The 20699-nt window shown below is 63.2% G+C and carries 26 protein-coding genes and 1 pseudogene; 5 read left to right on the forward strand and 22 right to left on the reverse strand.

Annotated features, from left to right (window positions below; all coding sequences use genetic code 11):
• Positions 1-3: 3 nt before the first annotated feature.
• The 9 genes and pseudogenes from E0501_RS20365 to E0501_RS20405 form a co-directional block, all read right to left on the reverse strand.
• Entirely contained in the window at positions 4-222 is a 219-nt protein-coding gene (locus E0501_RS20365) for a hypothetical protein (protein WP_137703252.1), read from the reverse strand.
• On the reverse strand, positions 219-467 hold the full coding sequence (locus tag E0501_RS20370) for a hypothetical protein (RefSeq protein WP_137703253.1): 249 nt from the start codon (positions 465-467) through the stop codon (positions 219-221). Before E0501_RS20370 ends, E0501_RS20365 begins: the two co-directional genes overlap by 4 nt.
• Before the next feature lie 123 nt (positions 468-590).
• Positions 591-1439 carry a phage BR0599 family protein gene (locus E0501_RS20375; RefSeq protein WP_137703254.1) on the reverse strand — a complete coding sequence of 283 codons (849 nt, stop codon included), beginning with the start codon at positions 1437-1439 and terminating at the stop codon, positions 591-593.
• 13 nt (positions 1440-1452) lie between these two features.
• A complete protein-coding gene (locus E0501_RS20380; protein WP_137703255.1) occupies positions 1453-2574 on the reverse strand; it encodes a hypothetical protein in 1122 nt (373 codons plus the stop codon).
• Positions 2567-5050 carry a phage tail tape measure protein gene (locus E0501_RS20385; protein WP_137703256.1) on the reverse strand — a complete coding sequence of 828 codons (2484 nt, stop codon included), beginning with the start codon at positions 5048-5050 and terminating at the stop codon, positions 2567-2569. Before E0501_RS20385 ends, E0501_RS20380 begins: the two co-directional genes overlap by 8 nt.
• A complete protein-coding gene (locus E0501_RS20390) occupies positions 5043-5201 on the reverse strand; it encodes a DUF7697 family protein (protein WP_235857929.1) in 159 nt (52 codons plus the stop codon). Before E0501_RS20390 ends, E0501_RS20385 begins: the two co-directional genes overlap by 8 nt.
• Before the next feature lie 68 nt (positions 5202-5269).
• Positions 5270-5707, reverse strand: coding sequence for a hypothetical protein (locus E0501_RS20395; RefSeq protein WP_137703257.1), 438 nt, complete (start codon positions 5705-5707; stop codon positions 5270-5272).
• Positions 5707-6644: pseudogene (locus E0501_RS20400) on the reverse strand (phage tail tube protein). The gene E0501_RS20395 and the pseudogene E0501_RS20400 overlap by 1 nt, the downstream one beginning before the upstream one ends.
• Before the next feature lie 24 nt (positions 6645-6668).
• A complete protein-coding gene (locus E0501_RS20405) occupies positions 6669-7088 on the reverse strand; it encodes an acyl-CoA transferase (RefSeq protein ID WP_137703258.1) in 420 nt (139 codons plus the stop codon).
• Positions 7089-7587: 499 nt separating this feature from the next.
• Between E0501_RS20405 and E0501_RS20410 the strand changes: the two genes are divergently transcribed.
• Positions 7588-8673, forward strand: coding sequence for a sodium:calcium antiporter (locus tag E0501_RS20410; protein ID WP_161594674.1), 1086 nt, complete (start codon positions 7588-7590; stop codon positions 8671-8673).
• Positions 8674-8872: 199 nt separating this feature from the next.
• Here the strand turns inward: E0501_RS20410 and E0501_RS20415 are convergent, their stop codons facing one another.
• From E0501_RS20415 to E0501_RS20445, 7 genes are read right to left on the reverse strand one after another with little or no spacing between them, the layout of a single operon-like run.
• Positions 8873-9505 carry a DUF6441 family protein gene (locus tag E0501_RS20415; protein WP_137703260.1) on the reverse strand — a complete coding sequence of 211 codons (633 nt, stop codon included), beginning with the start codon at positions 9503-9505 and terminating at the stop codon, positions 8873-8875.
• Entirely contained in the window at positions 9502-9813 is a 312-nt protein-coding gene (locus tag E0501_RS20420; RefSeq protein ID WP_137703261.1) for a head-tail joining protein, read from the reverse strand. The genes E0501_RS20415 and E0501_RS20420 overlap by 4 nt, the downstream gene beginning before the upstream one ends.
• Positions 9813-10826 carry a major capsid protein gene (locus E0501_RS20425; RefSeq protein WP_161594675.1) on the reverse strand — a complete coding sequence of 338 codons (1014 nt, stop codon included), beginning with the start codon at positions 10824-10826 and terminating at the stop codon, positions 9813-9815. Before E0501_RS20425 ends, E0501_RS20420 begins: the two co-directional genes overlap by 1 nt.
• A gap of 25 nt (positions 10827-10851) precedes the next feature.
• Positions 10852-11229 carry a head decoration protein gene (locus E0501_RS20430; protein WP_137703263.1) on the reverse strand — a complete coding sequence of 126 codons (378 nt, stop codon included), beginning with the start codon at positions 11227-11229 and terminating at the stop codon, positions 10852-10854.
• 4 nt (positions 11230-11233) lie between these two features.
• Entirely contained in the window at positions 11234-12253 is a 1020-nt protein-coding gene (locus tag E0501_RS20435) for a head maturation protease, ClpP-related (RefSeq protein WP_161594676.1), read from the reverse strand.
• A 4-nt stretch (positions 12254-12257) separates the two neighbouring features.
• Entirely contained in the window at positions 12258-13781 is a 1524-nt protein-coding gene (locus E0501_RS20440; protein ID WP_235857930.1) for a phage portal protein, read from the reverse strand.
• A 3-nt stretch (positions 13782-13784) separates the two neighbouring features.
• Entirely contained in the window at positions 13785-14000 is a 216-nt protein-coding gene (locus tag E0501_RS20445) for a phage head-tail joining protein (RefSeq protein ID WP_137703265.1), read from the reverse strand.
• Positions 14001-14065: 65 nt separating this feature from the next.
• Between E0501_RS20445 and E0501_RS21230 the strand changes: the two genes are divergently transcribed.
• Entirely contained in the window at positions 14066-14959 is an 894-nt protein-coding gene (locus E0501_RS21230) for a DUF1186 domain-containing protein (protein ID WP_161594677.1), read from the forward strand.
• Between the two features lie 38 nt (positions 14960-14997).
• Here the strand turns inward: E0501_RS21230 and E0501_RS20455 are convergent, their stop codons facing one another.
• Positions 14998-16998 carry a phage terminase large subunit family protein gene (locus E0501_RS20455; RefSeq protein ID WP_137703266.1) on the reverse strand — a complete coding sequence of 667 codons (2001 nt, stop codon included), beginning with the start codon at positions 16996-16998 and terminating at the stop codon, positions 14998-15000.
• Complete coding sequence (locus E0501_RS20460; RefSeq protein ID WP_137703267.1) at positions 16946-17506, reverse strand: hypothetical protein; 561 nt, start codon at positions 17504-17506, stop codon at positions 16946-16948. The genes E0501_RS20455 and E0501_RS20460 overlap by 53 nt, the downstream gene beginning before the upstream one ends.
• Before the next feature lie 111 nt (positions 17507-17617).
• Here E0501_RS20460 and E0501_RS20465 point away from each other — a divergent pair, with 111 nt between their 5' ends.
• From E0501_RS20465 to E0501_RS20475, 3 genes are all read left to right on the forward strand, one after another.
• Complete coding sequence (locus E0501_RS20465) at positions 17618-17887, forward strand: hypothetical protein (protein WP_137703268.1); 270 nt, start codon at positions 17618-17620, stop codon at positions 17885-17887.
• Positions 17888-17901: 14 nt separating this feature from the next.
• On the forward strand, positions 17902-18120 hold the full coding sequence (locus E0501_RS20470; protein WP_137703269.1) for a hypothetical protein: 219 nt from the start codon (positions 17902-17904) through the stop codon (positions 18118-18120).
• 95 nt (positions 18121-18215) lie between these two features.
• The gene (locus E0501_RS20475; protein WP_137703270.1) at positions 18216-18737 is read left to right on the forward strand and encodes a DUF3489 domain-containing protein; all 522 of its coding nucleotides are present in this window, start codon (positions 18216-18218) and stop codon (positions 18735-18737) included.
• 155 nt (positions 18738-18892) lie between these two features.
• Here E0501_RS20475 and E0501_RS20480 read toward each other — a convergent pair whose 3' ends face one another.
• From E0501_RS20480 to E0501_RS20495, 4 genes are all read right to left on the reverse strand, one after another.
• On the reverse strand, positions 18893-19240 hold the full coding sequence (locus E0501_RS20480) for a hypothetical protein (protein ID WP_137703271.1): 348 nt from the start codon (positions 19238-19240) through the stop codon (positions 18893-18895).
• Positions 19241-19324: 84 nt separating this feature from the next.
• A complete protein-coding gene (locus E0501_RS20485) occupies positions 19325-19642 on the reverse strand; it encodes an HPF/RaiA family ribosome-associated protein (protein WP_137703272.1) in 318 nt (105 codons plus the stop codon).
• A gap of 120 nt (positions 19643-19762) precedes the next feature.
• Complete coding sequence (locus tag E0501_RS20490) at positions 19763-19987, reverse strand: DUF7220 family protein (protein WP_137703273.1); 225 nt, start codon at positions 19985-19987, stop codon at positions 19763-19765.
• Positions 19984-20469, reverse strand: a complete 486-nt coding sequence (locus E0501_RS20495; RefSeq protein WP_161594678.1) for a hypothetical protein — start codon at positions 20467-20469, stop codon at positions 19984-19986. The genes E0501_RS20490 and E0501_RS20495 overlap by 4 nt, the downstream gene beginning before the upstream one ends.
• Positions 20470-20699 lie beyond the last annotated feature (230 nt).

Consider the following 20699-nt stretch of genomic DNA (forward strand, 5'->3'; position numbering starts at 1 on the left):
GGCTCAGGTCTCGCTTGCGGTGCGCGCGGAGCGCTTCTCAGCCTCCGCGATCACACGGAATGCCAGGGCGTCGCCGGTCGCGGCCAGCACGTCGGCCGAAAGTCCGTCTGCGAGGAAGGCCTGCCAGTTGAGGCCATGACGGCGGAACCACGGCCGCGCCCCCTGAAAGCAAAGCCGGGAGGCGCGCAGGTCCTGAACGGTGACGATCAGATCTTCGCTCATTTCTTGCCGCCCTTCTTGCGGATCGGATCGACCTTGAGATCCCCGGCCCAGACGACGTTCGGGCCACGCAGCAGCATGGTGCCGAAGATCACGGGGATCGGACGACCTTCCTCGGCCGTCGGCAGGTCGAAATCGTCAAGTCCGGCGGCTTTCGGGGCTTCGACCTTTGGTTTGGGCGAAAGCGCATAGGAGATCGCCGTCAGAACGAGGCTGGCGACGATCTGGACGACGAAGTTCCAGACCATGTTGTGTTCTCAGATTTCTAGCGTTTCGAGTTAAACTTGGATCGCTTTGTCGCTGCCTCTCCCTTCGGTCGAACGCGAAAAGCGATACGGGTGTGTCTCAAGTGAAACTCGAAACGCTCTAGGTCAGACGATGCTGGTGCCGCCAAAGGGATTGCGGCCGGGAATGTCGGGGAAACCACCAAAGTTCAGCAGGTTGCCGAACTTGGCCTTGCAGGTGTCACGCCGCAGATCACAACCGGGAGCAATCTCGACGAGCGCCAGGCTTTCCAGATCATCAATGGCCGCCTCCAGATCGAGCATCCGGCCAGAGAGCGTCAGTGCATCTCCGACATGCCCAGTAATGAAACCCAAGATACCTGCGTGGCGCAGCACACCACCCCGAAACCAGCCGTTCGGCAACAATGCGGCCTCGGGCACGGTGATCGTAAGGCCCTGATGCGCGCTCGCCGTGCCCCCGACGAAAAAACTCTCGATGTCGAGGCGGCAGCCCCGGGAATAGAGCGCATGACGACAGAGCCGCTGGTATTTGGCGCGGACGCCCTCCCGGCGCATGGATGTGAACAGGGATTCACAGCGCAGGGTGATCCGTCGCCCCTCAACCCGTGCCGAGACAACGCGGCCCTTCCAATGCGCAACCACCTCCGTCGGCACCTGTTCATGCCCCCGGAAGATGGTGAGTGTCGTGAGCGCCCGGCCGCGGGGGCCGAGATAGCGACGGGCGAAGGGATCGGAGAGCGGAAAGGTGACGCTGAGGTCGACCCGCCTTGGGTCGCTGCTCTGGACGACGGAGCCATGGCTGACGGCCGAAGGGTTCCAGATCAAATCCTCGGTCTCGTCGGCGATGGCGCCTGCAAGCGAGGTCCAGATTGCCGTGCGGCTGGTGAAGCGCCAGACCTGATCGCCTTCGGCGAAGAGATATAGGAAATACGGCCGCCCTTCGGCGGTCGAGGTTTCGGCAAGATCGTAGGTCATGCGGGTACAGGGGTCATACTGGGGTCTCGATCAGGCTTGCCGCGAACTCAGTCCGGTCCGCAAAATGCTCCAGTTCGATCCGGTCGGTATCGAGCCGCACCCTGGTGAGCAGATGGATCGGTGTTGTGCTGGGAATGCTCTTGCCCGGGGCGGCGATGGTCAGCCGGATCCCAAGCGCGTCATAGATGGCGTTGGTGATCTCGCGGAACACCGGGCCAGAGGTGATATCGAACATTACATGCCGTCCGATCCAGACGCCGGGCTCGGCGGTGGCCGCGACAATCACAGAGGTGGCCGAAGACGTGACAGGTGCCTGCAGGACCAGTTCCCGGCCCCAGGTCGGAAGCCAGAAGGCACGTTGACGGCCACGCATGGTATGCAGCCAGCGGCGGCGCGACCAGCGGGCCGTGCCTCGGTCAACAAGGGTGATCGTTGACCGACGCTGGACATGGGTCAGAACCGGTTCGATCACGATGGGACCGAAGCTGTTGTCAATGTACTCGACGGATTGCGCGATGCTCTCGGCCAGCGGCTGGCGGAGCACGGCCGGATCGGTCAGCACATCGAGCCCGACGTGGGTCGGATAACTGCTCGCGACCAGTTCGGTCCCGTCTTGCAGCGTGAAACTCGCCGTGACCGTCCCCAGCCCCTGGCGGCGACGGTCGATCTCGACGGGTCGCGTCAGGACCCCGGTTCCCACCGGGGCCACAATCGGATGCGTAAGATTCACGCCCGCAGGAACTGCCAGCTCGAGCCGGTCGGGAAAGATCGCGCTGACCTCGACGAGATATGCCTCGCCGCCATCAGCTGCGACGACGGCCTGTCCCGGTGCTGCGAACGTTGCCTGGGATGTATCTACGAACACAGTCAGTTCGGCGGCATCGATCGGTGCCACCGCCAGGCGCGCAAGATGCCAGAGCGGGACCGTCCATGTATCGACCAACCCGACCCGGGCAAGCTCGGCGGCACGTGCGAGGTCACCGGCGTTCAGGAGATGCGAGACCGTCAGGATTGAGCGCGGTACGGTGCGCAGCGCAATCCGCTGTTCGGCCGCCTCGGTGATCAGGGTGTCGGTGTTCCATTCCAGCACTTCAGTGACGGGCTGGCGCACTGGGAAAGGCCAGAGCCTAAGCATCGAGGCCTCCCCGGTTGCGCCGGATCACGTTTACGATCAGCCGCTCGCCTGCGGGCGTTGCGAGGTAATCGCCGACAATGGAGGGATCGAGTACGTTGACGATGCGTGTCGCAGATTGCGTAGCCTGACCATCGCCGCTCGTCTCAACCCCGAGTCGACCACCGCGGCCTCGGCGCAGCGGCAGGATGGCTTCCGGGCCTGCCTCGCCCATCAGCCCGATCCCGCGTGCAAAAGGAAACACCGTAGGTCGGGAGATCACGCCACCGCTGGCAAAGGCTGTGATCTCGCCCGCCTGCCCAAAGGCACCGCCTCGTGCGAAGGTGCCGCCAATCCCAAAGAGACCGCCAAGAGCGCTGCTCAACCAGCCAAAAAGGCCGCCCCCGCCGGTGCCCGATCCAGAGAACGCCCGGAAGAGCGCATCCTCGATCGGTTTGAAGGCGGTATCGATCAGACGGTTGGCCAGGTTCTGCGCGATCCCGGATATTGCGCTCGCGAAGGTTTGCCAGCTCAGTTCGCCCGACTTCAATGCCTCCTTGATCGGACCAGTGATGTCCTCGGCCAGCCCTCGGGCGATTTCTTGCGTGCGTTCCACTGCCGCCCGGGCCGCGTCCCATGACTGGCGCGCAACATCGGCAGCGCTCTGGAGCGCCCCACCGGCACGACCAGCCGCAGCCGCTGTTTCATCAAGCGTCGCGGCTGGTCCGCCAGCCTCGTCTTCGGCAAGGGCTGCATCAAAGCGATCTGCCGCCATAGTTGCCCCGTCGAGGGACGTCTCTGCCTCGGTTCCCGCAGCACGCATCGCCGTGCGCAAGGCCTCAAGGACTTCGAGCGGCTGCAGAGCTCCCTCTGCGAGCGTGGCCGCGGTTTGCCTCCAAGCCTCCGCGGAGGCGGAAGCGTCACTGGCTGCTCCTGTAAGTCCGAGATCCGGCACCGCCAGCGGGTTGTCGGCAAATGCACCGGCAAAAGCATCTTGCGCGGCCGTGGCCGCCTGGGTCGCGGCACCCGCAAAGCGGTTCTCGAGCTGCCCCAGATCGAGATCGGCAATCAGGCCGATCCGTCGCTCAACGCCGAGCGCTTCGAGACCGGCGTTCACGCCGTCGATGAAACCGTTGATCCTGGAGACGACGCCGTTCAGCATCGCCTCGACGCCTTCGATCAGGCTGTTTGCCGCCTGAAACGCGAGATCACCTATGGCGGCAGGCAATAGACCCCAGACGGCCTTGATCGCCTCGAAGGCCCCCTCAAAACTGTTCACGGCCGAATTTGCAAAACCGACAACGCCCTCGAGCGCGCCTTGCATCGCGGTGGCTGACGCCGCCTGCACATCCGCAAAAGCCGCCATCGCAGAGGCTGCAAAACTGCCAGCCCCCATCTTGATCCGCTCCCAGACCTCGCTCGCGAGGTTGCCCAGCAGCGCCATGGCGTTTCCGAAGCCACCTGCTCCGGAGACAAGCTGGCCGAACTGGTAGATCAGTTCACCAGCACCGACGATGAGCGCCCCGATCCCGGTGCGGATCAATGCGCCACGCATCACGACAAGCGCGGTTGCAAGGCCGCGTACGGAAATCGCCGCAGCTACCATTCCGGCGACCCAGCGCCCCGCCAGCAGGGCCGCAAAAGTCGCGGCGTAGGTGGTCAGACGGCCGATATTGTCAAAAAGTCCCCTGATGGCCTTGCCCAGTGGTCCGGTGCGGCTGGCCACCGCCGCCATGGCATTCGCAACAGCTTCGAGTGCGGGGGCTGCGGCAACCGCCAACTGGTTCGATAGCCCGCGCCAGATGAGGCCAAGGCGCGAGATCGCATCATTGGCGCGTTCGATCTGGTCGGCATCCTGTTCCGAGACGACGACACCGAACGCAAGGACGTCTTCGGTCGCCTGGCGCAAGGTCGCCGTGTCGATCCGCGACATCGCGATGGAGCCTTCTTCGCCGAAGAGCTGACCGGCGACAGCGGCGCGCTCGGCAACCGGCACAAACTCTTCGATGGCGGCGTTGATGGCGCCGACGCGCTGATCCAGCGGCAAGGCAATAAGGTCGGTGGCCGATAGTCCCAGTCGCTCCAATGCGTCAGCAGCGGGGCCACTCCCAGCGGCCGCCTGACTGAGACGACGCGCCAGGTCCTTCGTTGCCTGTTCGATGCCGGACATCGAGACACCTGCCAGTTCGCCAGCACGCTCGAGGGTCTGGATCGAAGCGACCGTGGTGCCGAGGGACTGGGCGAGCTTCGCCTGAGCATCGACCGTTTGCAGCCCAGAGCGCACCATGGCCACGCCTGCAGCCGTGGCTGCGGCGACGGCAGCAGCTGCCGCAACCCGCACCCGCCGCGCGAACCCGGCGAGCCGGGCGTTTGCTGCCTCCATCTCCCGGCTGAGCCGCCCGAAGCCACGCGCCCCGGCTTCGCCGACACCTTCCAGCTCGGCGCGCACCTGCCGCCCCCCAACCGCGGCAAGGCGGACAGAAACGCGCTTTTCAGCCATTGGTGTGATCCATCTGTTCGTTGAGTTTGGTGACCATCACCGCCTCGATGACGGGCAACAGTTCAGCCATGACCAGTGGCGAGATGCCAAGGGCATCACCCAGTGCCAGTGCAGCCGACATGTCCCAGCCGACGACAGCGCCGGGCAGCACGCGCAGTTGTCCGCCAAGACGGCCGACAAGATCCCAGACCTGCCAGCCTTCAAAGGAGGTGGGTTGATTCAGCCGCGCCGGGCAGTCTTCGCAGACTTTCTCGCAGGCTTGGCAGTATTGCTCGCCCCCGCCGTAGGACCATTCGGCAAGGGCGCGGAGACGTTTTTTTCCTGTTCCAGCAGCAAGCCTTTGGAGACGTAGGTCAGCTGGAAGGCCTCGAAGATCGGCCATATGTCGAGAAGCGCGTCGATGGCCTCGGGGCTTGGGTCGATTGCGGCGCCGTCGGTGTCGCCGATGCCTTCCCAGGCGAGCACCGCGCGTCGCGCCAGCGCCTTGGCGAAGGCGACGGCGCGCTCCTCGTCGCTGGCCTCCTCCGGAACCGCCTCGACCGCGGGATCACTCCGGGTCGCCACCATAAGCGCGGTGGTGAGCGGGCGCAGCTGCACCCGCACGCCAGGAGCGAGATCATGCCAGCAGGGCAGGTTCGTCAGGTCGAGTGTCAGCATCAGTATACCTCGATGTCGTTGATCAGGGTTGCGGTGCACATCCTGCCCACAACGCTGTCGCGCGCGGCTTGCCAGTCGAATGTGGCCTGCACGCCCTGTGGGCCAGAAATCTCGATCCGGGGGCGCGGCAGGTAGACAGCGTGCACGGTAAAGGTGAAGCTCTCGCCGGAGGGCAGCGCGTAGGAAAACTCTAACTCGCAGGGATCGCCATTGATCGCCTGTGAGACCAGCGTCTGGTCTGCGAAGCGCACTTCGATGGAACCAGTCAGTGCCGCGATGGAGGGGTCGGCCCCGTCAATCCGCCCATCCGAACGGATGGTCTCGATACGATCCAGGTTGTTGGCATAGGTGATGTCGGCCGAAACGACGTTTCCGAGTGCCGAGCCGTTCCGCGTGATCGCCCCGTTGAAATGGCCAAAACGCTGCAATTCGAGAGCGGTTGGCGTTCCAGCGCCCGTCGTTGTGCCCACGGTCTCGCCCTGCGCCACCAGACGGGCCGTGGCGATCAGCAGACCAGATCGCTGCATCTGCCAGGTTATCTGGTCGACGACGCAGCCGGAGTACATCGCATAGCGTGGCACCTCCGGCATGCCGGTCTCGATGGACAAGCTGGGCAGCGTCCACGCACCCGATTGGAACTCGTGAGCCACGGGCCGGTGCCCGTTGTGGTCGGTGCGCCGAAGGCCGCCTTGAGCCAGAACCCGAAGGCCTCGGCGTCGAGCGGCACGACAACATCTCCATCGGCCGTCACCGCATCCTTGATCGGCGCAAGGGGATCGCGGCCGTAACCAAGGAGTTCCGAATTCAGCAGCGGTTGCTCTGCCCCCAACGAGGTGCTCGCAAAAGGCATCTTGGTGAAGCCGCCCACGGGGGGCGTTCCATAGGTGGTCTCGAACGCAAGCGCCATTTGCGCCCGCGCCCCTTGGGCTCGTGCCATTGTGTTCTCCTCGGATTGTCGGGATCAGCTGAGTGGGTCAGCCGTTGAATAGTGCAGGACGACCGCGATAACGGCCGCCTTCAGGCTGGCCGCGCCCTCTACGGCCAAATCGACCGACCGTGGCGCTTCCGCCTCGATCCAGTCGCAGAGCCCGCCCAGCGTGCGGTCGGCAGCGAGCGCCGTGCCGATGCTGGCGCAGAGCGTGTCGAAGGCGGCGTCACGGTCGGCGACCTGCACGACCGCCTCGATCTCGGCGCGGTGTTGGTAGTGGTAGCGCAGCGGCGAGAGCGTTACCTCGGGGTCGCCGGGTTCACCATCCCGCAGGATCAGCAGGCCCTCCGTCGGTACGCGCTCGGGCAGCACCTCGCCGCGCAGAGCGGAGGCGGGCAACACCGAGAGCCGCGCATGCAGCGCGGTGAGAATAGTTTCGCGAAGGGTGGGCATTCAACGTTTCCGGTTATCTGGTGAGGCCAGGCACTTGGTCCTGGCTTCAATGCCGACCTGATTCACCCTTGTAGATTTCAACGGGGCGGCACCGTACCGGCCGTTCGCTGCAGTCTGCACGAATGTTACAGGTGCGGGACAAAACGGACAGTTCTTCACAAGTTGCTAAACATCGTAACGGCTTATGTGCAGGCGAGGCATAGTTGCTCCAATAGACGGTCTAGCAGTGAGTTCAAGAAAATGTTGCGCCGCTTTTCCGACTGTTATGATGGCCTCAATAGGCCCGTATTTTGCCCGATAGATCAATGAAGCTGCGACTAGAGCGACGAACGACTCGGGTGAGCCAAGGTCCCCAAAACTCCTTCGTCCGGTTGAACTTGAAATGGTTGCGCTCCGTCGGATTCCAACCGAAGCGGTTCTTAGACTCCCCAGAGGTCTGACCACTGCACCTGTCTATCCTAGTGTCGCGCGTGCTGAGCGACACACGAGGCATTGGAATTTGACGCTGATCAGTGGCACGATATCAGTGCACGGTTATAATAAGCACATGGAAGTTCCACAGACTGGAATCGGCTTAACCGTTGTTCTCTTCGTGATGTGTGCCAGCGTCGTGTGGATTTCTGGCGCGCGTCTTGCCTATATTGCTGACGACCTTGCCGATAGGTTCCAGTTGGCCAAGTCGCTTGTGGGCCTTCTCGTATTGTCTCTGGCGACATCGTTGCCTGAGGTTGCGACGACGCTGGCCGCGGCTGTCCGGCAAACGCAGGACTTGGTACTCAACAACCTGTTCGGAGGGATTGCACTGCAGACCGCTGTTCTGGCGATGTCTGACTTCTGGGCCAGAGGCGCCATAACCAATTACCCACGCAAGGCAAACCATGCTCTCGAGGCGACGCTGCTGGTGTTCTTGTTGTCGACTGCTCTCATCGTCGTCAGCGTCGGGGAAACTTTCGTCTTCATGGGCGTAGGGCTGGGAAGTGCGCTCATCGCATTGATCTACGCGGGCGTCATTGTTCTGTTGCGACGCTATGATGGGCAAAATGATTGGGTGCCGGTAGATCTGCCGGACCCAGAGGAGCTACCATTTCCGGCGCCCTCCGGCTTGGCAGGGACAAGCAACCGTGTGCTTTTCTTGCAAGCGGCGTTTGCTTGTCTAGCCATCCTAGTCTTCGGTTTGCTTCTTGTTGTTTTTGCAACCCGAATAGCAGATCAAACTGGTCTGGGAGAGGGGTTCGTTGGTGTGACCCTTTTGGCCGGAGCAACGTCCTTGCCGGAATTGACGACCACAATTACGGCAGTTCGGATTGGCGCTTACACAATGGCAATTTCGAACATCTTTGGCAGCAATTTGATTATGCTGGTTCTCGTTTTTCCAGCCGATATCCTCTTTAGGGGTGGTCCAATACTGCAAAATGCGTCGACAACTGTGCTGCTCTCCCTTTCTTTCGGAGTTGCTGTCACGGCGATTTTTCTGACGGGTCTGATCGTGCGCAGCAAACCCAAGATCGGTGCATTTGGACTTGATTCCGTACTGGTTCTTGTCGTGTTCCTTCTGAGCATACTGGCCTATTATCACGTGCGGTGAAGCTTGGTTGGACTTTCTGAGAGATCATTTTTGCATGTTGCAAATGGATGAACGGCATCACTTCACTCTAAGTCCCTGCCGAATGGCTGCTCCGGGCTCTGACCGGCCTTTCTCTGCACTAAGAACGAATGTCCGCAGGTACTTCATCGATGGTTTCGCGCGCTGCGCCAATCGAAGAATCACCGACCGTCGCCATTTGCTACCCAACATGCCCCTCGACCCATTTCGCCACGATCAGCCCCGGCACGCTGTCCAACGCCCGCTCGGCGTCGCGGTTGAGATCCAGCCGCTTGGGCAGCTTTACCTGCGGCAACAGCAGGAAGATCGGCGCGGTGACCTTGCCGCGCCCGGTCTTGGATCGGGACACCACGGCCTGACCCTTGGTGTTCAACCTACCCTCTGCCACCAGAAGGCTCGGACCTGTCCTCCTAAAGACGAAGCGCAAGCGCAGCCCGCGCCGCCGCTCCCACTCGCCGGGAGTGATCCGGCCACCGCGTGTGGACTTGCCAGCAGCTGGTAGCGGGATTGCCAGCCAAAACCCGTCCTTCGATCGGATCAGGGGGCCGGTGTCGTGCGCGCCAACGATCACCGGCGCCTTGGACCAAACCAACGCAGCCGCATCCAGGCTTTCGCCGGACCTCGGGAAGTTCTGGTTGCGGATCGAGTTGGCGAGCCGCCGCCCGAGCCCCGCGCTGGTGATCTGCGTGCGCCAGGCAGTCTTGAGTCCGGTCCCGGCCTCACGCATGGCGGCCGTCACCGCGCGTTCGCCCGCCGCGACCTCGGCCGCCATCATCGCGACGATGTCGGGATCGATGTCGAGTTTCAGTTTCACGCAGGCCTCAGGTCGACGGTCCAGACCAGCCGCTCGCGATCACGGATGGGCTCGCCCTGAATGAGGAACGCCTCGCCGTCGATCTCGATGCGGTCGCCTGGATGCGGTGCCGTGATCTCCGCGACGCGCAGATCTACCCGGGTCGTTTCCGACCAGAGCTGGGCATCGCCGAAGTCGGTGATCGCATCAGCCTGCCGGGAGACGACGCGCACCAGCATGGGCGCGCCGCCGTCGGAGGTGTAAATAGCCTCTCGGCCGATGTTCGGATCGGCGAAGAGCAAGTCGACGGCGGCCCCAAAGGCAGACATTACGTCCGCCGTGCTGAGCGCAGAACCTGCGGCCGGGTGCAGATCGGCAGAGGATTGCTTTCGATCTCAAGCCGGACCCATTCGTCACGGTCCCGATCGGGGATCGTACGCGCGTAGAGCGGCAAGCCGAGCGTGTTCACCGTCTCGAACGTGTCAGCCGGAGCGTGATAGATCTCGAAGAGGCCCTCCACACCTTCGGGATAGAAGAATGCCTTGTCGGTTGGCACGCCGAAGCCCGCCCCCCCTCGGTAGCGGCGGAAGCTGATACCGCCAAAGCTGACCTCGTCGGCAACCCGGCCGCGAAGATCGGCGGCAGCGGCGGTGTTGAGATAGGTCTCGCGCACTTCCTTATGGGCGATGAGATCGGCGAAGAAGGCCGAGCCGCATTCGGCGCGGACCTGCACGGCCCCGGCCGCGAGCCCGCCCATGCTATCTTCGACGCTTTCGATCAGCGCCTGACAGCGTTTGCGCAGCGCGCCAGAGCCCGGGGTCGCATTGTCCAGATCGAAGTCGATCTCGGTGGCGGGTGTGATGGCGAACTCGGTGAAGTAGTTGATCACCGTGGCGCTGTCCTTGGGATCCTTCACAATGCCCTGAATGCCGTTCAGCAGGTGATATTCGAACGTCGCCTCCGCATCCTGGCGCAAACGGGCAAGCTTTCGGGCAACCTCGCTTTGCACCTGCTGGGTGGCGCTTTCCGAGCCGAAGTCGCGAATGCCCTGAATTTCCGAGGCCCAGAGCACGTCCTGCTTCTTGAACTGACGGCAGACGAAGGCGCGCATGTCGCGACGCTCGGGGACCTGTTGCTCAGCCGCCGAGCCGCGTTCAGAGAACGGGATCAGCGACAGCGTGCCGTCCCGGCTCTCGATCACGACGGTGCGCGAGCGCACGCCGCGCGGCGAGAACAGACCCGCGCCCGACAGGATCGCGGGCTTGAAGGGGATGTTTTCCAACGCGCGGGTAAGTTCGATGATGGTGAAGGCATCGCCTTCGAAGATATCCATGGTGGTCATGGGAATGCCTCCTTTGAGAGTTTGATCAGCGGACGAGAATGTTGGCCGCCAGCAGCGCGGCATGGGCGGCGGTGATCTCGCCCTCGCTGGGAGAACCCGCAAAGACGAGATCATGGCGATTGACGATGGCGGGGCCACGGACCAGCGCGACGGCTGGCACGTCGCCGCCCGCGGCGTCGGCCTTGCCCCAGAGCACCGCCACGGCGGTTTCCGTGCCATCGACGGCGGCGGGATCATGGGCCGCGTATTTGCCAGACGCAGTAATCTTGCCCAGCACGGTGCCCGGATCGATCGTGGCAAACGCTGTTCCTGTGGCGACGGTGACGGTTTCGCGGGTGTAATCGCGGAAGGCTTCCCAGACGAGGAAGCCTCCGGGATGTGTGGTCTCGGTGAGCGTGGTCACGTGGTTATCCTTTCAGCTTGAAGGTGCGGGCGACGATCTCGCCCCAGGGACGGGCAGTCGCGGTCCGGCCGGGTTGTGCGTGATGGGCCGTGATTTCGGGTTCGGCCTCGGCTTTCGCAGCTAGAAGGGCCATGCGGACATCGTCGAGACTGGCGTCCTGGTCGAGGAACCGCCCAGCCATCTGTGGCTGGCCTGCAAGACGGCAAAGATCGACGACAGTGCGGGCATGGGTGATCGCCTCGGCGCGGATCGCGGCGGGATCGGGCGGTGCGCCGCCCGCAGCCGGGGCCGGATCCGAAAAGCTGGGCATGTCGTCGGTGACACCATGCCCTTCCGGCTCGACAGGCGCTTCGTCGCTGTCCGCCTCTGGATTGCCTTCGGCCGGAACGCCCTCCGCCTCGGTCGGAACACCCTCCTGGCCAGTGGCTTCCACTGCCTCGACGAGATCGGGCGGCGCGTTGCGGAACCGGCCGATGTCGAAGCGCGCGGCCATCCTCACAGGGTCCGCCAGCCGGTCCGCGAAGCCCGCCGCCACAGCATCGGCTGCATCGAACCAGGTTTCGGCCGCCATCAGCGCTGCGATCTCATCATCAGTCTTGCCGGATTTGGCGACATATCCCCGGACAAGACTGCCCGCAATCTTGTCGAGCGCTTCGGCCATTGCGCGCATGTCGCCCGCCGTGCCCATTGCCAACCCCGACGGATCGTGGATCATCAGGAACGCATTTTCCGGCATGACGATCTCGTCACCCGCCATGGCGATATAGGACGCGGCAGAGGCGGCAATACCATCGATCCAGACCGTGACCTTGCCCGCGTGCCGCGTCAGCGCATTGTAAATCGCCACCGCATCGAAGACTGACCCGCCCGGGCTATTCAGCCGCAGATCGACCGGCGTCCCGTCGGGCAGTGCGCCGAGTTCGGCAAGGAACCCCTTCGCCGAAACCCCAAAGGCGCCAATTTCGTCATAGATCGCCACTTCCGCCACCGTTCCCTGGGCGCGGATCGCATACCAGCTTGTCATATTGTCACTCCTGTTCGGTGGCGGGATCGGTGGAGGCGGATCCGTCGCCTGTGTCTTCGCCTGTGCCATCTCCAGGATCAGGCCGCGCTGCGGGCGTCGCTCGCGCGCCCTGCGTTTCGCCGGGGCTCGCGCGGTAGCTCAGCCCCAGATCAGCATCGCGTTTGGCATCTGCCGCATTTTCGCGGTCGACTTCTTCGACGTCATAGCCGGTGGCCTCGACCACCTTGCGGCGCGAGGTGATGCCCGCTTCCATGGCCAGCACCTGTGCCTGGATGTCCTTCAATGGATCGACCCAGTCCCAGCGCGGCGGGATCCATTGAACCGGTCGCGCGGCAGCGGGATTGCCGATATTCAGAGCCCCCGACAGCACGGCCGTCTCAAGCCAGCGCCACCAGATCGGCCGACACAGCTGGTGCGCCATCACCCCGTGTTGCAGCTGGCCAATGCGGCGACGGAACTCGACCAGCTCTGCCCGCAAGCTCGAATAGTTCGCCTGGCGTACATCGCCGGTTACAAGGTGATACGGCAGCCCCAGCGAGGCCGAGACAGCAAGGAGTGTCCGGTACTGAAATGCCTCATATCCGCCACCCACGTCGGCAGGGCTGGAGAATTTGACGTCCTCGCCCGGCAGCAGCACCTGCATCGTGCCCGGCTCGAGGCTGGCGATGGCCGCCCCGTCGAGATCCACCTCCGCTTCCCCGATCATCGGGTCTTCTGGCGCGGTCTTTGTGATGAAGCCCGCGAACATCGCCGCGGTCTTCTTCCGGTCGAGCTCGGCGTCGTCGTACTGGTCCAGCAGAAACAGCCGCACCATGGCCGGTGCCACATGTGGCAAGCCACGGATCTGGCCTGCATCAATGGGCCGATAGATGTGCAGCACGTCGTTGGCTGGCACGCGGACCGTTTCCGGTATCACAGCCCCCTGATCGGTGCTGTCGCCCGGATGGCGACGCCGAAAGTGATAGGCAACGCGGCGGCCGATGCCGTCAAATTCAATCCCGCAGCGGATGCGATTGCCGTTTGCCGCAGTTTCGGTCTTCTCGAAGGGCAGCATTTCTGACTGCAGGAGCTGCAGTTGTATCGGCACCAGCAGACCATCCTCGGTCCGCCGTGGCCGCATACGCACGAAGCATTCGCCTGCGACGAACATCTCCCGCGCGACCATGGCCTGCAGGCCATAGAAGTCGGTCAATCCGTCGGCATCGGCCTCATCCGTCCAAGCGAGCCACAGCCGCTGAACGCTGTCACGCAACGCCGCATCCGCGATCAGCGACGACGGCTTGATCCCATCCCCGACCATGTTTGACGCAAACGCCTCGCAGGCATTGGCGGCATAGCCGTTGGTGACCACCAGTTCCCGCGAGCGTGCAAGGAGCCTCGGGCCACCCGAAGCGACCAGTGAATTTATGTTTTCCAGCGGCGGTTGCCAGCCCCGCAAGCGCCGCCTGGCCAGAGCGCCTTCCAGACGCGCGGACACAGCGGCGGGACCGCCCGGGGCCCGACGGCGAAAGCGACCAAACAGGCCCATGGATCAGAGCCCCTTCGTCGTCGTTACACGCACCTGCCGAACGATCCGTCGTCCCTCTGCAGTCGCGATCTCGCGGTCGAGCGCCTCGATGGCCCGATCAATTTCCGCCACACTGCGATAGTCCACCGTCTTTCCGTCGTAACTGACGCGCGCCACGCCAGAGGAACGCTGAACAGCTAGGGTCTCGCGGCGGGCACGGAGTTCCGTCGATGTCGGCATCTGAATTGACCTGACCTGCGAATATGTTTCATTTAGCCAAACGACCACGGATTGAAGCCAAAGCCATGACCCCGAACGAAATCATGCGCGACCTCGCGCGCGACGACATTTTCCCGAAAGCTGCCATGGCCGAAGCCGGTGCCAGGCGCGAGGAGATGGTGCCAATCTTTGTCGATCTGATCAGCCGCCTCACACGGCAGCGTATCCCGGCGATGAAAGATGCTGACTTGATGGCCCTTATTCCGGTCTTCCACATGCTGGGCGAATGGCAAGATCCACGCGCCTATCGCCCATCGGTTCAGATGCTTCGTCGCCCAACCATGGTCATCGACCATCTCCTGGGAGACGCCGTGACCGAAACAAGCTTTCGCGTCATCGCTGGAACGTTCGACGGCGACTTGCAGCCGGTGTTCGACGCGATCGAGGACAGGAAAGCTGATGAGTTTGGCCGCAGCTCCCTGATGAGCGCCCTGGTTCTGATTGCGCAATTGCACCCCGATCAACGCCCGACAATCGAAGATTACTTTCGGACCTTTCGCCAGCGATGCCCCAAGATACCCACCGACGTCCTGACCGGCTGGATGGACGCCATTGCCGCCCTCGGGCTCGAGGACATGTCCGAGGCCGTGCGCGAGGATTTCGACCAGGGCCTGATCCCGAAAGATTATTGCGACTTCGGGCATTTCCTTGAGGATCTGGAGGCCACCCTCAACGAAGATGTTTCCCCCGCAAACCGTCGTTACCAGAAAGCCCTGATCACCAATGCCATCTATGAGTTGTCGAAATGGCACTGTTATACAGATGAGTTTCTCGTCCAGCAGAAGACCCGCAAAGTTGACAACGCCTTGCGCGTGGCCCCCTGGACAGAGGCCCTCACAAAGACACCTGATAAACTTGGCCGCAACGATCCCTGTCCCTGCGGCAGCGGCAAGAAGTTCAAGAAATGCTGCCTGCACTGAACCGGCCCGGCCAACATGACCCTGCGTTTCCAGCCCCATCACCTCATGTAACTTGAGCGCACGGTTCGCCGCTGTGGTCCCGCGCGCCGTGAAACGCGTGTGGTGGTTCCGGCCCCGTCCTCAGCCATGTCTTGTCCTGGAATCCCGAGCTGGGCTTCCAGATCGGCCCAACGCGCTTCAGGCCAGCGATCGGCCCCGAGGATCCACGCGGCGGCCCGCGCATAGACCCGTGTATCCAGCGCCTCGTTGCGTTCGCGCAGCTTCTGCCATTCGAGCCGGGCGAAGCCGCGCTTGGTGCGCACCGTGACCAGTTGTTCGGCCGTGAATTGCTTCAACCACTCGCCGTCCGCCCAGTTTGGCAGGTGGATGGTTCCGGGCGGGCAAAGGTGCCCATTCTCGATTTCCTCCCGCGTCGGGCGGTCCTGGCGCAAATAGCGATAGGTCTCGGTCTTGAAGGTCGAGGTGGCGATCGTCCAAAGTCGCGCCCCGCGTCGCAGCCGTTTGCCTGCGATGGTCGCGTCCACATACGTCGGGCCGGTGACCGGGCTCGAGCGGTTGAAGCCCTCGACGCCTTTGACCGGGGCCACCTGCGCGAAGCCAACCTGTCGCGACCAGGCATAGACAGCACTTGTCTCGTAGCCGGTATCGATCGCCAGCCGTGCCAAGGTCATCGGCTGACTGGAGGCATGCTCCCAGGTCTGACCAAGCAAATTGGTCAGCTGCTGCCAGCACGCCGGGTCGCCGGGCCCGCCCTCAATGACCAGGTGATCGACCAGCCAGCTCTCCAGCCCGCGGCCCCAGGCCCAGACATCGACCTCGATGCGATCTTTCTGAACGTCGGCCCCGGCTGTCAGGAACAAGCCGCGCTCCGGAACAGTCCCTCCGTCCCAGGTCTCGCGCCGGTCCGCCAAGCGCTGCCAGTCCGGCGCCTCGCCGGTTTCGACCCATGTCTCGCCAAGGATCGTGTTTCGGAACGCCTTGATCGCCTCGTCCGACCCTTGCGCCGCGTCCCAGGCCCGCACAATCCGCTCCCAGCTCAGCCAGCCGATCGGCGAATAGAGGGCCGAGAGGTGATAACCAACGGTACCGGGATCAGCCGCAACGGCCGTCGCGCGCCATTCGCCCGCTTCCAGCATCGCCGTCTTGTGGTGCTCTGCGATGGGCTGGTCGCAGCCCTCGCAGTGATATTCAGCAGTCTCCGGCCGCCCCTTTTGCCAGCGCAGCCGTTCGAACTTCATCCATTGTTCCTGACCGCAATGCGGACACGGCACGAAGAACCGCCGCTGGTCGCTCGCCTCGAACTCCCGCTCGATTCGGCTCAGCCCCCGGATCGTCGGGGTCGAGACCAGGAACACCTTGCGCCGGTGGGCGAAGGTCAATGATCGCGCTTCAGCCAGCGTGACCGGATCGCCTTCCTCGTCGGCCGAGGCTGGATAAGCATCGACCTCGTCGAGGAAGATGTAGCGCGCGGGCGTCGAGCGCAGCCCAACCGCCGAGTTCGCCCCCGTCATGATCAGGATGCCGCCCGCGAATTCCTTCGACAGCATGGTGTTGCCGGCGTCGCGCGATCGCGCCGGTTTGACGCGCTCACGCAGCTCCGGGCTTTCGTCGATCAGCGGATCGATCCGCTGGCGTGAGTTTCGCTTCGCCAATTCCACCGTCGGCTGCACCGCGAGCATCGGGCCCGGCGCCTGGTGGATGGCAAAGCCGATCCAGTTGTTCCCGGCCTCGGTCGCGCCGACCTGTGCCGCCTTCATGAAGACGATCCGCTGTGTCGGGTCGCCCGGTGACAGCCGGTCCATTATTTCGCCCATGTAGGGCGTGCGTGCTGTGCGATACCGCCCGGGTTCGGCCGAAGCGCGCCCCGAGAGCATCCTGTGCTGATCCGCCCATTGCGAAACCGTCAGGTCCGCATCCGGTGTGAGCCCCGCGCCCCAAGCACGCAGGATCTCCGTGGCACCGTCGAAATCCCCCATATCGTCAGCATCACCTGAGATCGGGTTTGACCTCGGCGAGATCGTCGAGCTGGGCGCGGACATGTTTCTCCAGAACCTTTTGCATCGCGGCGGGATCGACGCCGAGATCGGCCGCCATCAACGCCGCTGCACGGGCGGGCCAGTTGACCCAGACATCGCGCTCCTGCCGCGCAAGCCGAAAGACCAGCGACAGCGCGCGGGCCCGGTCGATTAGTTCGCCTTTCAGCTTCTGTAGCCGGAGGCGGCGTTCCTGCGCCTTCAGCACTTCATTTGCCGTCTTGGCCTGCAGAAACGTGGTGCCGCTACCAACCGGCGGTGCCGCCATTCCCTGTTCGCGCAGCGTCTCGCCAACGGCAGAGACCGCCGCCTCCGGTACGGATTTGAGCTTCGACTTCGGTGCCTTGCGAGTCTTCGATGGGTCGGTCGCCTCAGCGCGCAAGGCATCGCTGGCCACTGCGTCGATGCTGCCATCGCTGTGCAGCACCAGCCGCCCCGTGGCCTTGGCCTTCTGGATAGCCCCGCGCGAAAGGCCCACGCGGGCAGCGTATTGGCGCTCGCTCAAACCCTCCATTGCGCGCTCCGATTATCATTCAATATCATGTACTTATGTAGTTGATAAGCCTCCGAACCAGAGCGAACGTGATCCTACGAAAATGATGCAACTCACCACGGAGCCGCCACGATGACCCGCCTGAACCCGATCACTACAACCCGCCACCAGCTGCGCGCAGAGAAGGCGCGTCGCAACAAGGAGGCGGCATTGAACGCCTTCATCGGCAAGAGAGCCGAGATCGACGAGATGCTCGCTCGCTTGTCGAGCCTGAGCGACGACCATTTCAACGCCCACCCCGACGAGATCAACTGGGGCCATGTCGGCACCCTTGAGCATTACGCCAGCCTCCTGAAGCGCATCACCGACAGCGCCTTCAGCGAGGGTGAGCACGCCGAGTGACAGGAGCCAAAGCCATGGAAACCAGCACCATCCGTATCGCCATTCGCGGCCTCAACGAGCCTTGGGACACCAGCCGCATCCCGGCCGTTCTCGACGAGATCGAAGCATCGCTCCGCGAGGAAGCCAACGTTCCCGCACGCCTCACCGCCGACAGCATGACCATTGCCATCGACGTCGCCACCGACCGGCTGCCCGACGCCGCAGGACTCCTGCGGGACCTCGGGCTGATCTGACCTCGGGCCCCCGCCCGAACTCCGGCCGCGCGCCCTGCGCGGCTCGAGGTCGTAGAAGACCGCGACGGTCGCGGTCCGAACACGGAGACGACCCCATGACCAAACTTTCCGACACTCAGATGATCATCCTGTCCCGCGCGGCCCAGAACGAGGACCGCTTTGCCTTGCCGCTGCCCGACAGCCTGCGCGGCGGTGCCGCCGCCAAGGTGGTCAGCGCCATGCTCACCAAGGGCTTCCTCGAAGAGGTCGAAGCCGACATACGCAAGGGCGAGCCCGTCTGGCGCGAGACCGGCGACGGCCACGGCGTCACGCTGGTCGCCACCGACGCAGGCCTCGCCGCCATCAGCATCGAGCGCGAGGACGCGAACACCGCCACCAAAACAGTCCCCGCGCCCAAGGTGCGCACACCGCGCGAGGGCACCAAGCAGGCCACCCTGATTGCCATGCTGCGAGCGCCGGACGGCGCGACCATTGAGGAGATCATGGCCGCGACGAACTGGCAGTCGCACACGGTGCGCGGGGCGATGGCCGGAGCGCTGAAAAAGAAGCTCGGACTGGAGGTCACCTCAGAAAAGGTTGAGGATCGGGGGCGTGTCTACAAACTCCCCGCCGCCTGAAAAGCCTGCGACATCGAAGCTGTCCCGTCGTCCCTTTGGGACGGCGGTTCCTCACTCGGCACCGCCTTAAATCTCACGAATGCTTTTTGCCCTTATTAGGACTTGGTTCCGCATCCCAAAGCCGTCACGAAAGGCCACGAGCCGACGTTGACACGTCAGGAAACGGGAGTTTGCTGGTGTGCTATTCGCAGCCATTTACCGTCATCCTGCAGATAGGACGATGTGCACAGGGCCTCGTAGATCGGTATGTCGCCGCGCTCTGCGGAGACGCGATATGCCAGAACGGCGACGTCTTTCTCTCGCTTGAAATACCGCTCTGTCATTACCACGGATCGCCATCGTTGCGCGACGCTGCTCTCCCGCCAAAGCGACTCGCCCTGTAGAATTCCCGCAGGATATGGGAAAACAAAGACCGCGTCTTTTGCCGTCATATGCCGCGCACTGTCAGCACCTTTGGTCCAGAACCTTTCCTCCAAGGCCCAAAGATCGTCTTCATCGGTCATGATTGATGCCCTTCCATCTGGTGCCATTTGACGTCTTCCCAAGGCGGCAACGGACTGCGGCTGAGGAAGCTGCTGCGAGGAAATTTATCGGCTATCCGACAATTTTCCCAGAGTACTCTCCAGCATGTTCTTTAATTTGCCCGCTGCGCCTTTCGCTGCCTTCTCGACTGTCGCAGCCGAATCCTTCGTAACGACGGGCTGGCGCCCTTTGAGTCGTGCTTCGATCATGCAATGCTTGTTCTCCTGGCCCGTCGGGCCGGTGCGCGCGTCGCTGAGGTGAACCTCAATCCTAGTGATATGATCATCAAGGTTGGCCAAATCGTGCTGAACCAAACCCTTGATCAGGTTGGTCAGGCCTTCACTCCCGTCGATGCTGTTGTCCGTACTGACTTCGATCTGCATGCTGGTTTCCTTTTGAAAGCTACCTCGCAAACAACGGAGAATGCTCGGTCGGAACCGCAATTATAGCCCATCTGGAAAATTCTCGAAATGTTATGGATCAAGCGCCTAAATAGCGACTTTTCAGTTGAACATTCGGACACGAATAACCTCGAACACACGCCGCAGGGCAAATGATCGGGCGATGCTCACCACAGTAAACACCGCGCCCATTTTCAGGTTCTGCGCCAGCGTCGTTTGTAACCCGAAGATGGGGAAGATCAGGATCTGCGTGATGACCGCGACGCCGTAGCCGACAAGCACATTGGCGACGGCCTCGACAAGCGACATGAGCCGCGACTGCTTCATGCTGGCTCCTCTTCAACCGTCGGCCAGCAATTGAGCCGCGAGAGTTCGGAGCGCATGCGCGGCAACCAGTGGGACCACGCCGTTGCCGCAGAGCCGAAGCCGGTCCACCCGGTGGGCCAGCCCATCAGAGCCTCGACGAATGCTGGGTTCAGCGTCCGGCGCTGCTCGGAGATATCGCTCCCAGCCGTCGGCGTCGCCAGGACCTGGCGGCCAAGCAGGCCGTTCACCGGCGTGTTCGCCAATGTCGTCGCCCCGTCCTTGTGATCCCGCGCCGTCGGCGTCATCCACATCTGGCTGGCGCTGGTCAGGTCGGCGGACTTGCGGTTGCCCGAGCTCGGCTTGTTGCCGTCGGTCGCCATCGGCGTCGGCCAGTCCCGCGCCATACTGCCCAGACCCTTCTCGTGTTTTCGGGCACCGCCCCGGCTGCGGAAGCTGTCGGTCTGCGGCGTCGGCCACATCGCGGCCGAGGTCGCCAGGTTCATTCCGTGCTTGCCTGCCTCCTGCGAGGGTGTCGGCTTCGTCTGCCGGTTCTCGTTGGCGCTCGCCCGTGGCGTCGGCCAGAGCCTCAGCATCTCCGTCCGGTTCCCACGGTGCTGTCAGACGAATTCGAACTCGTCTCTGCAAGGACAGTAGCGCTGTCCCTTATGCCGCGCAGAGACCGCGCCACTCGGCCAGAGCAGCAGTTCTGTTCTGCTTGAAGTGATCTCGTTTG

The organism is Marimonas lutisalis (genome assembly GCF_005434965.1).
Classification (GTDB): domain Bacteria; phylum Pseudomonadota; class Alphaproteobacteria; order Rhodobacterales; family Rhodobacteraceae; genus Marimonas_A; species Marimonas_A lutisalis.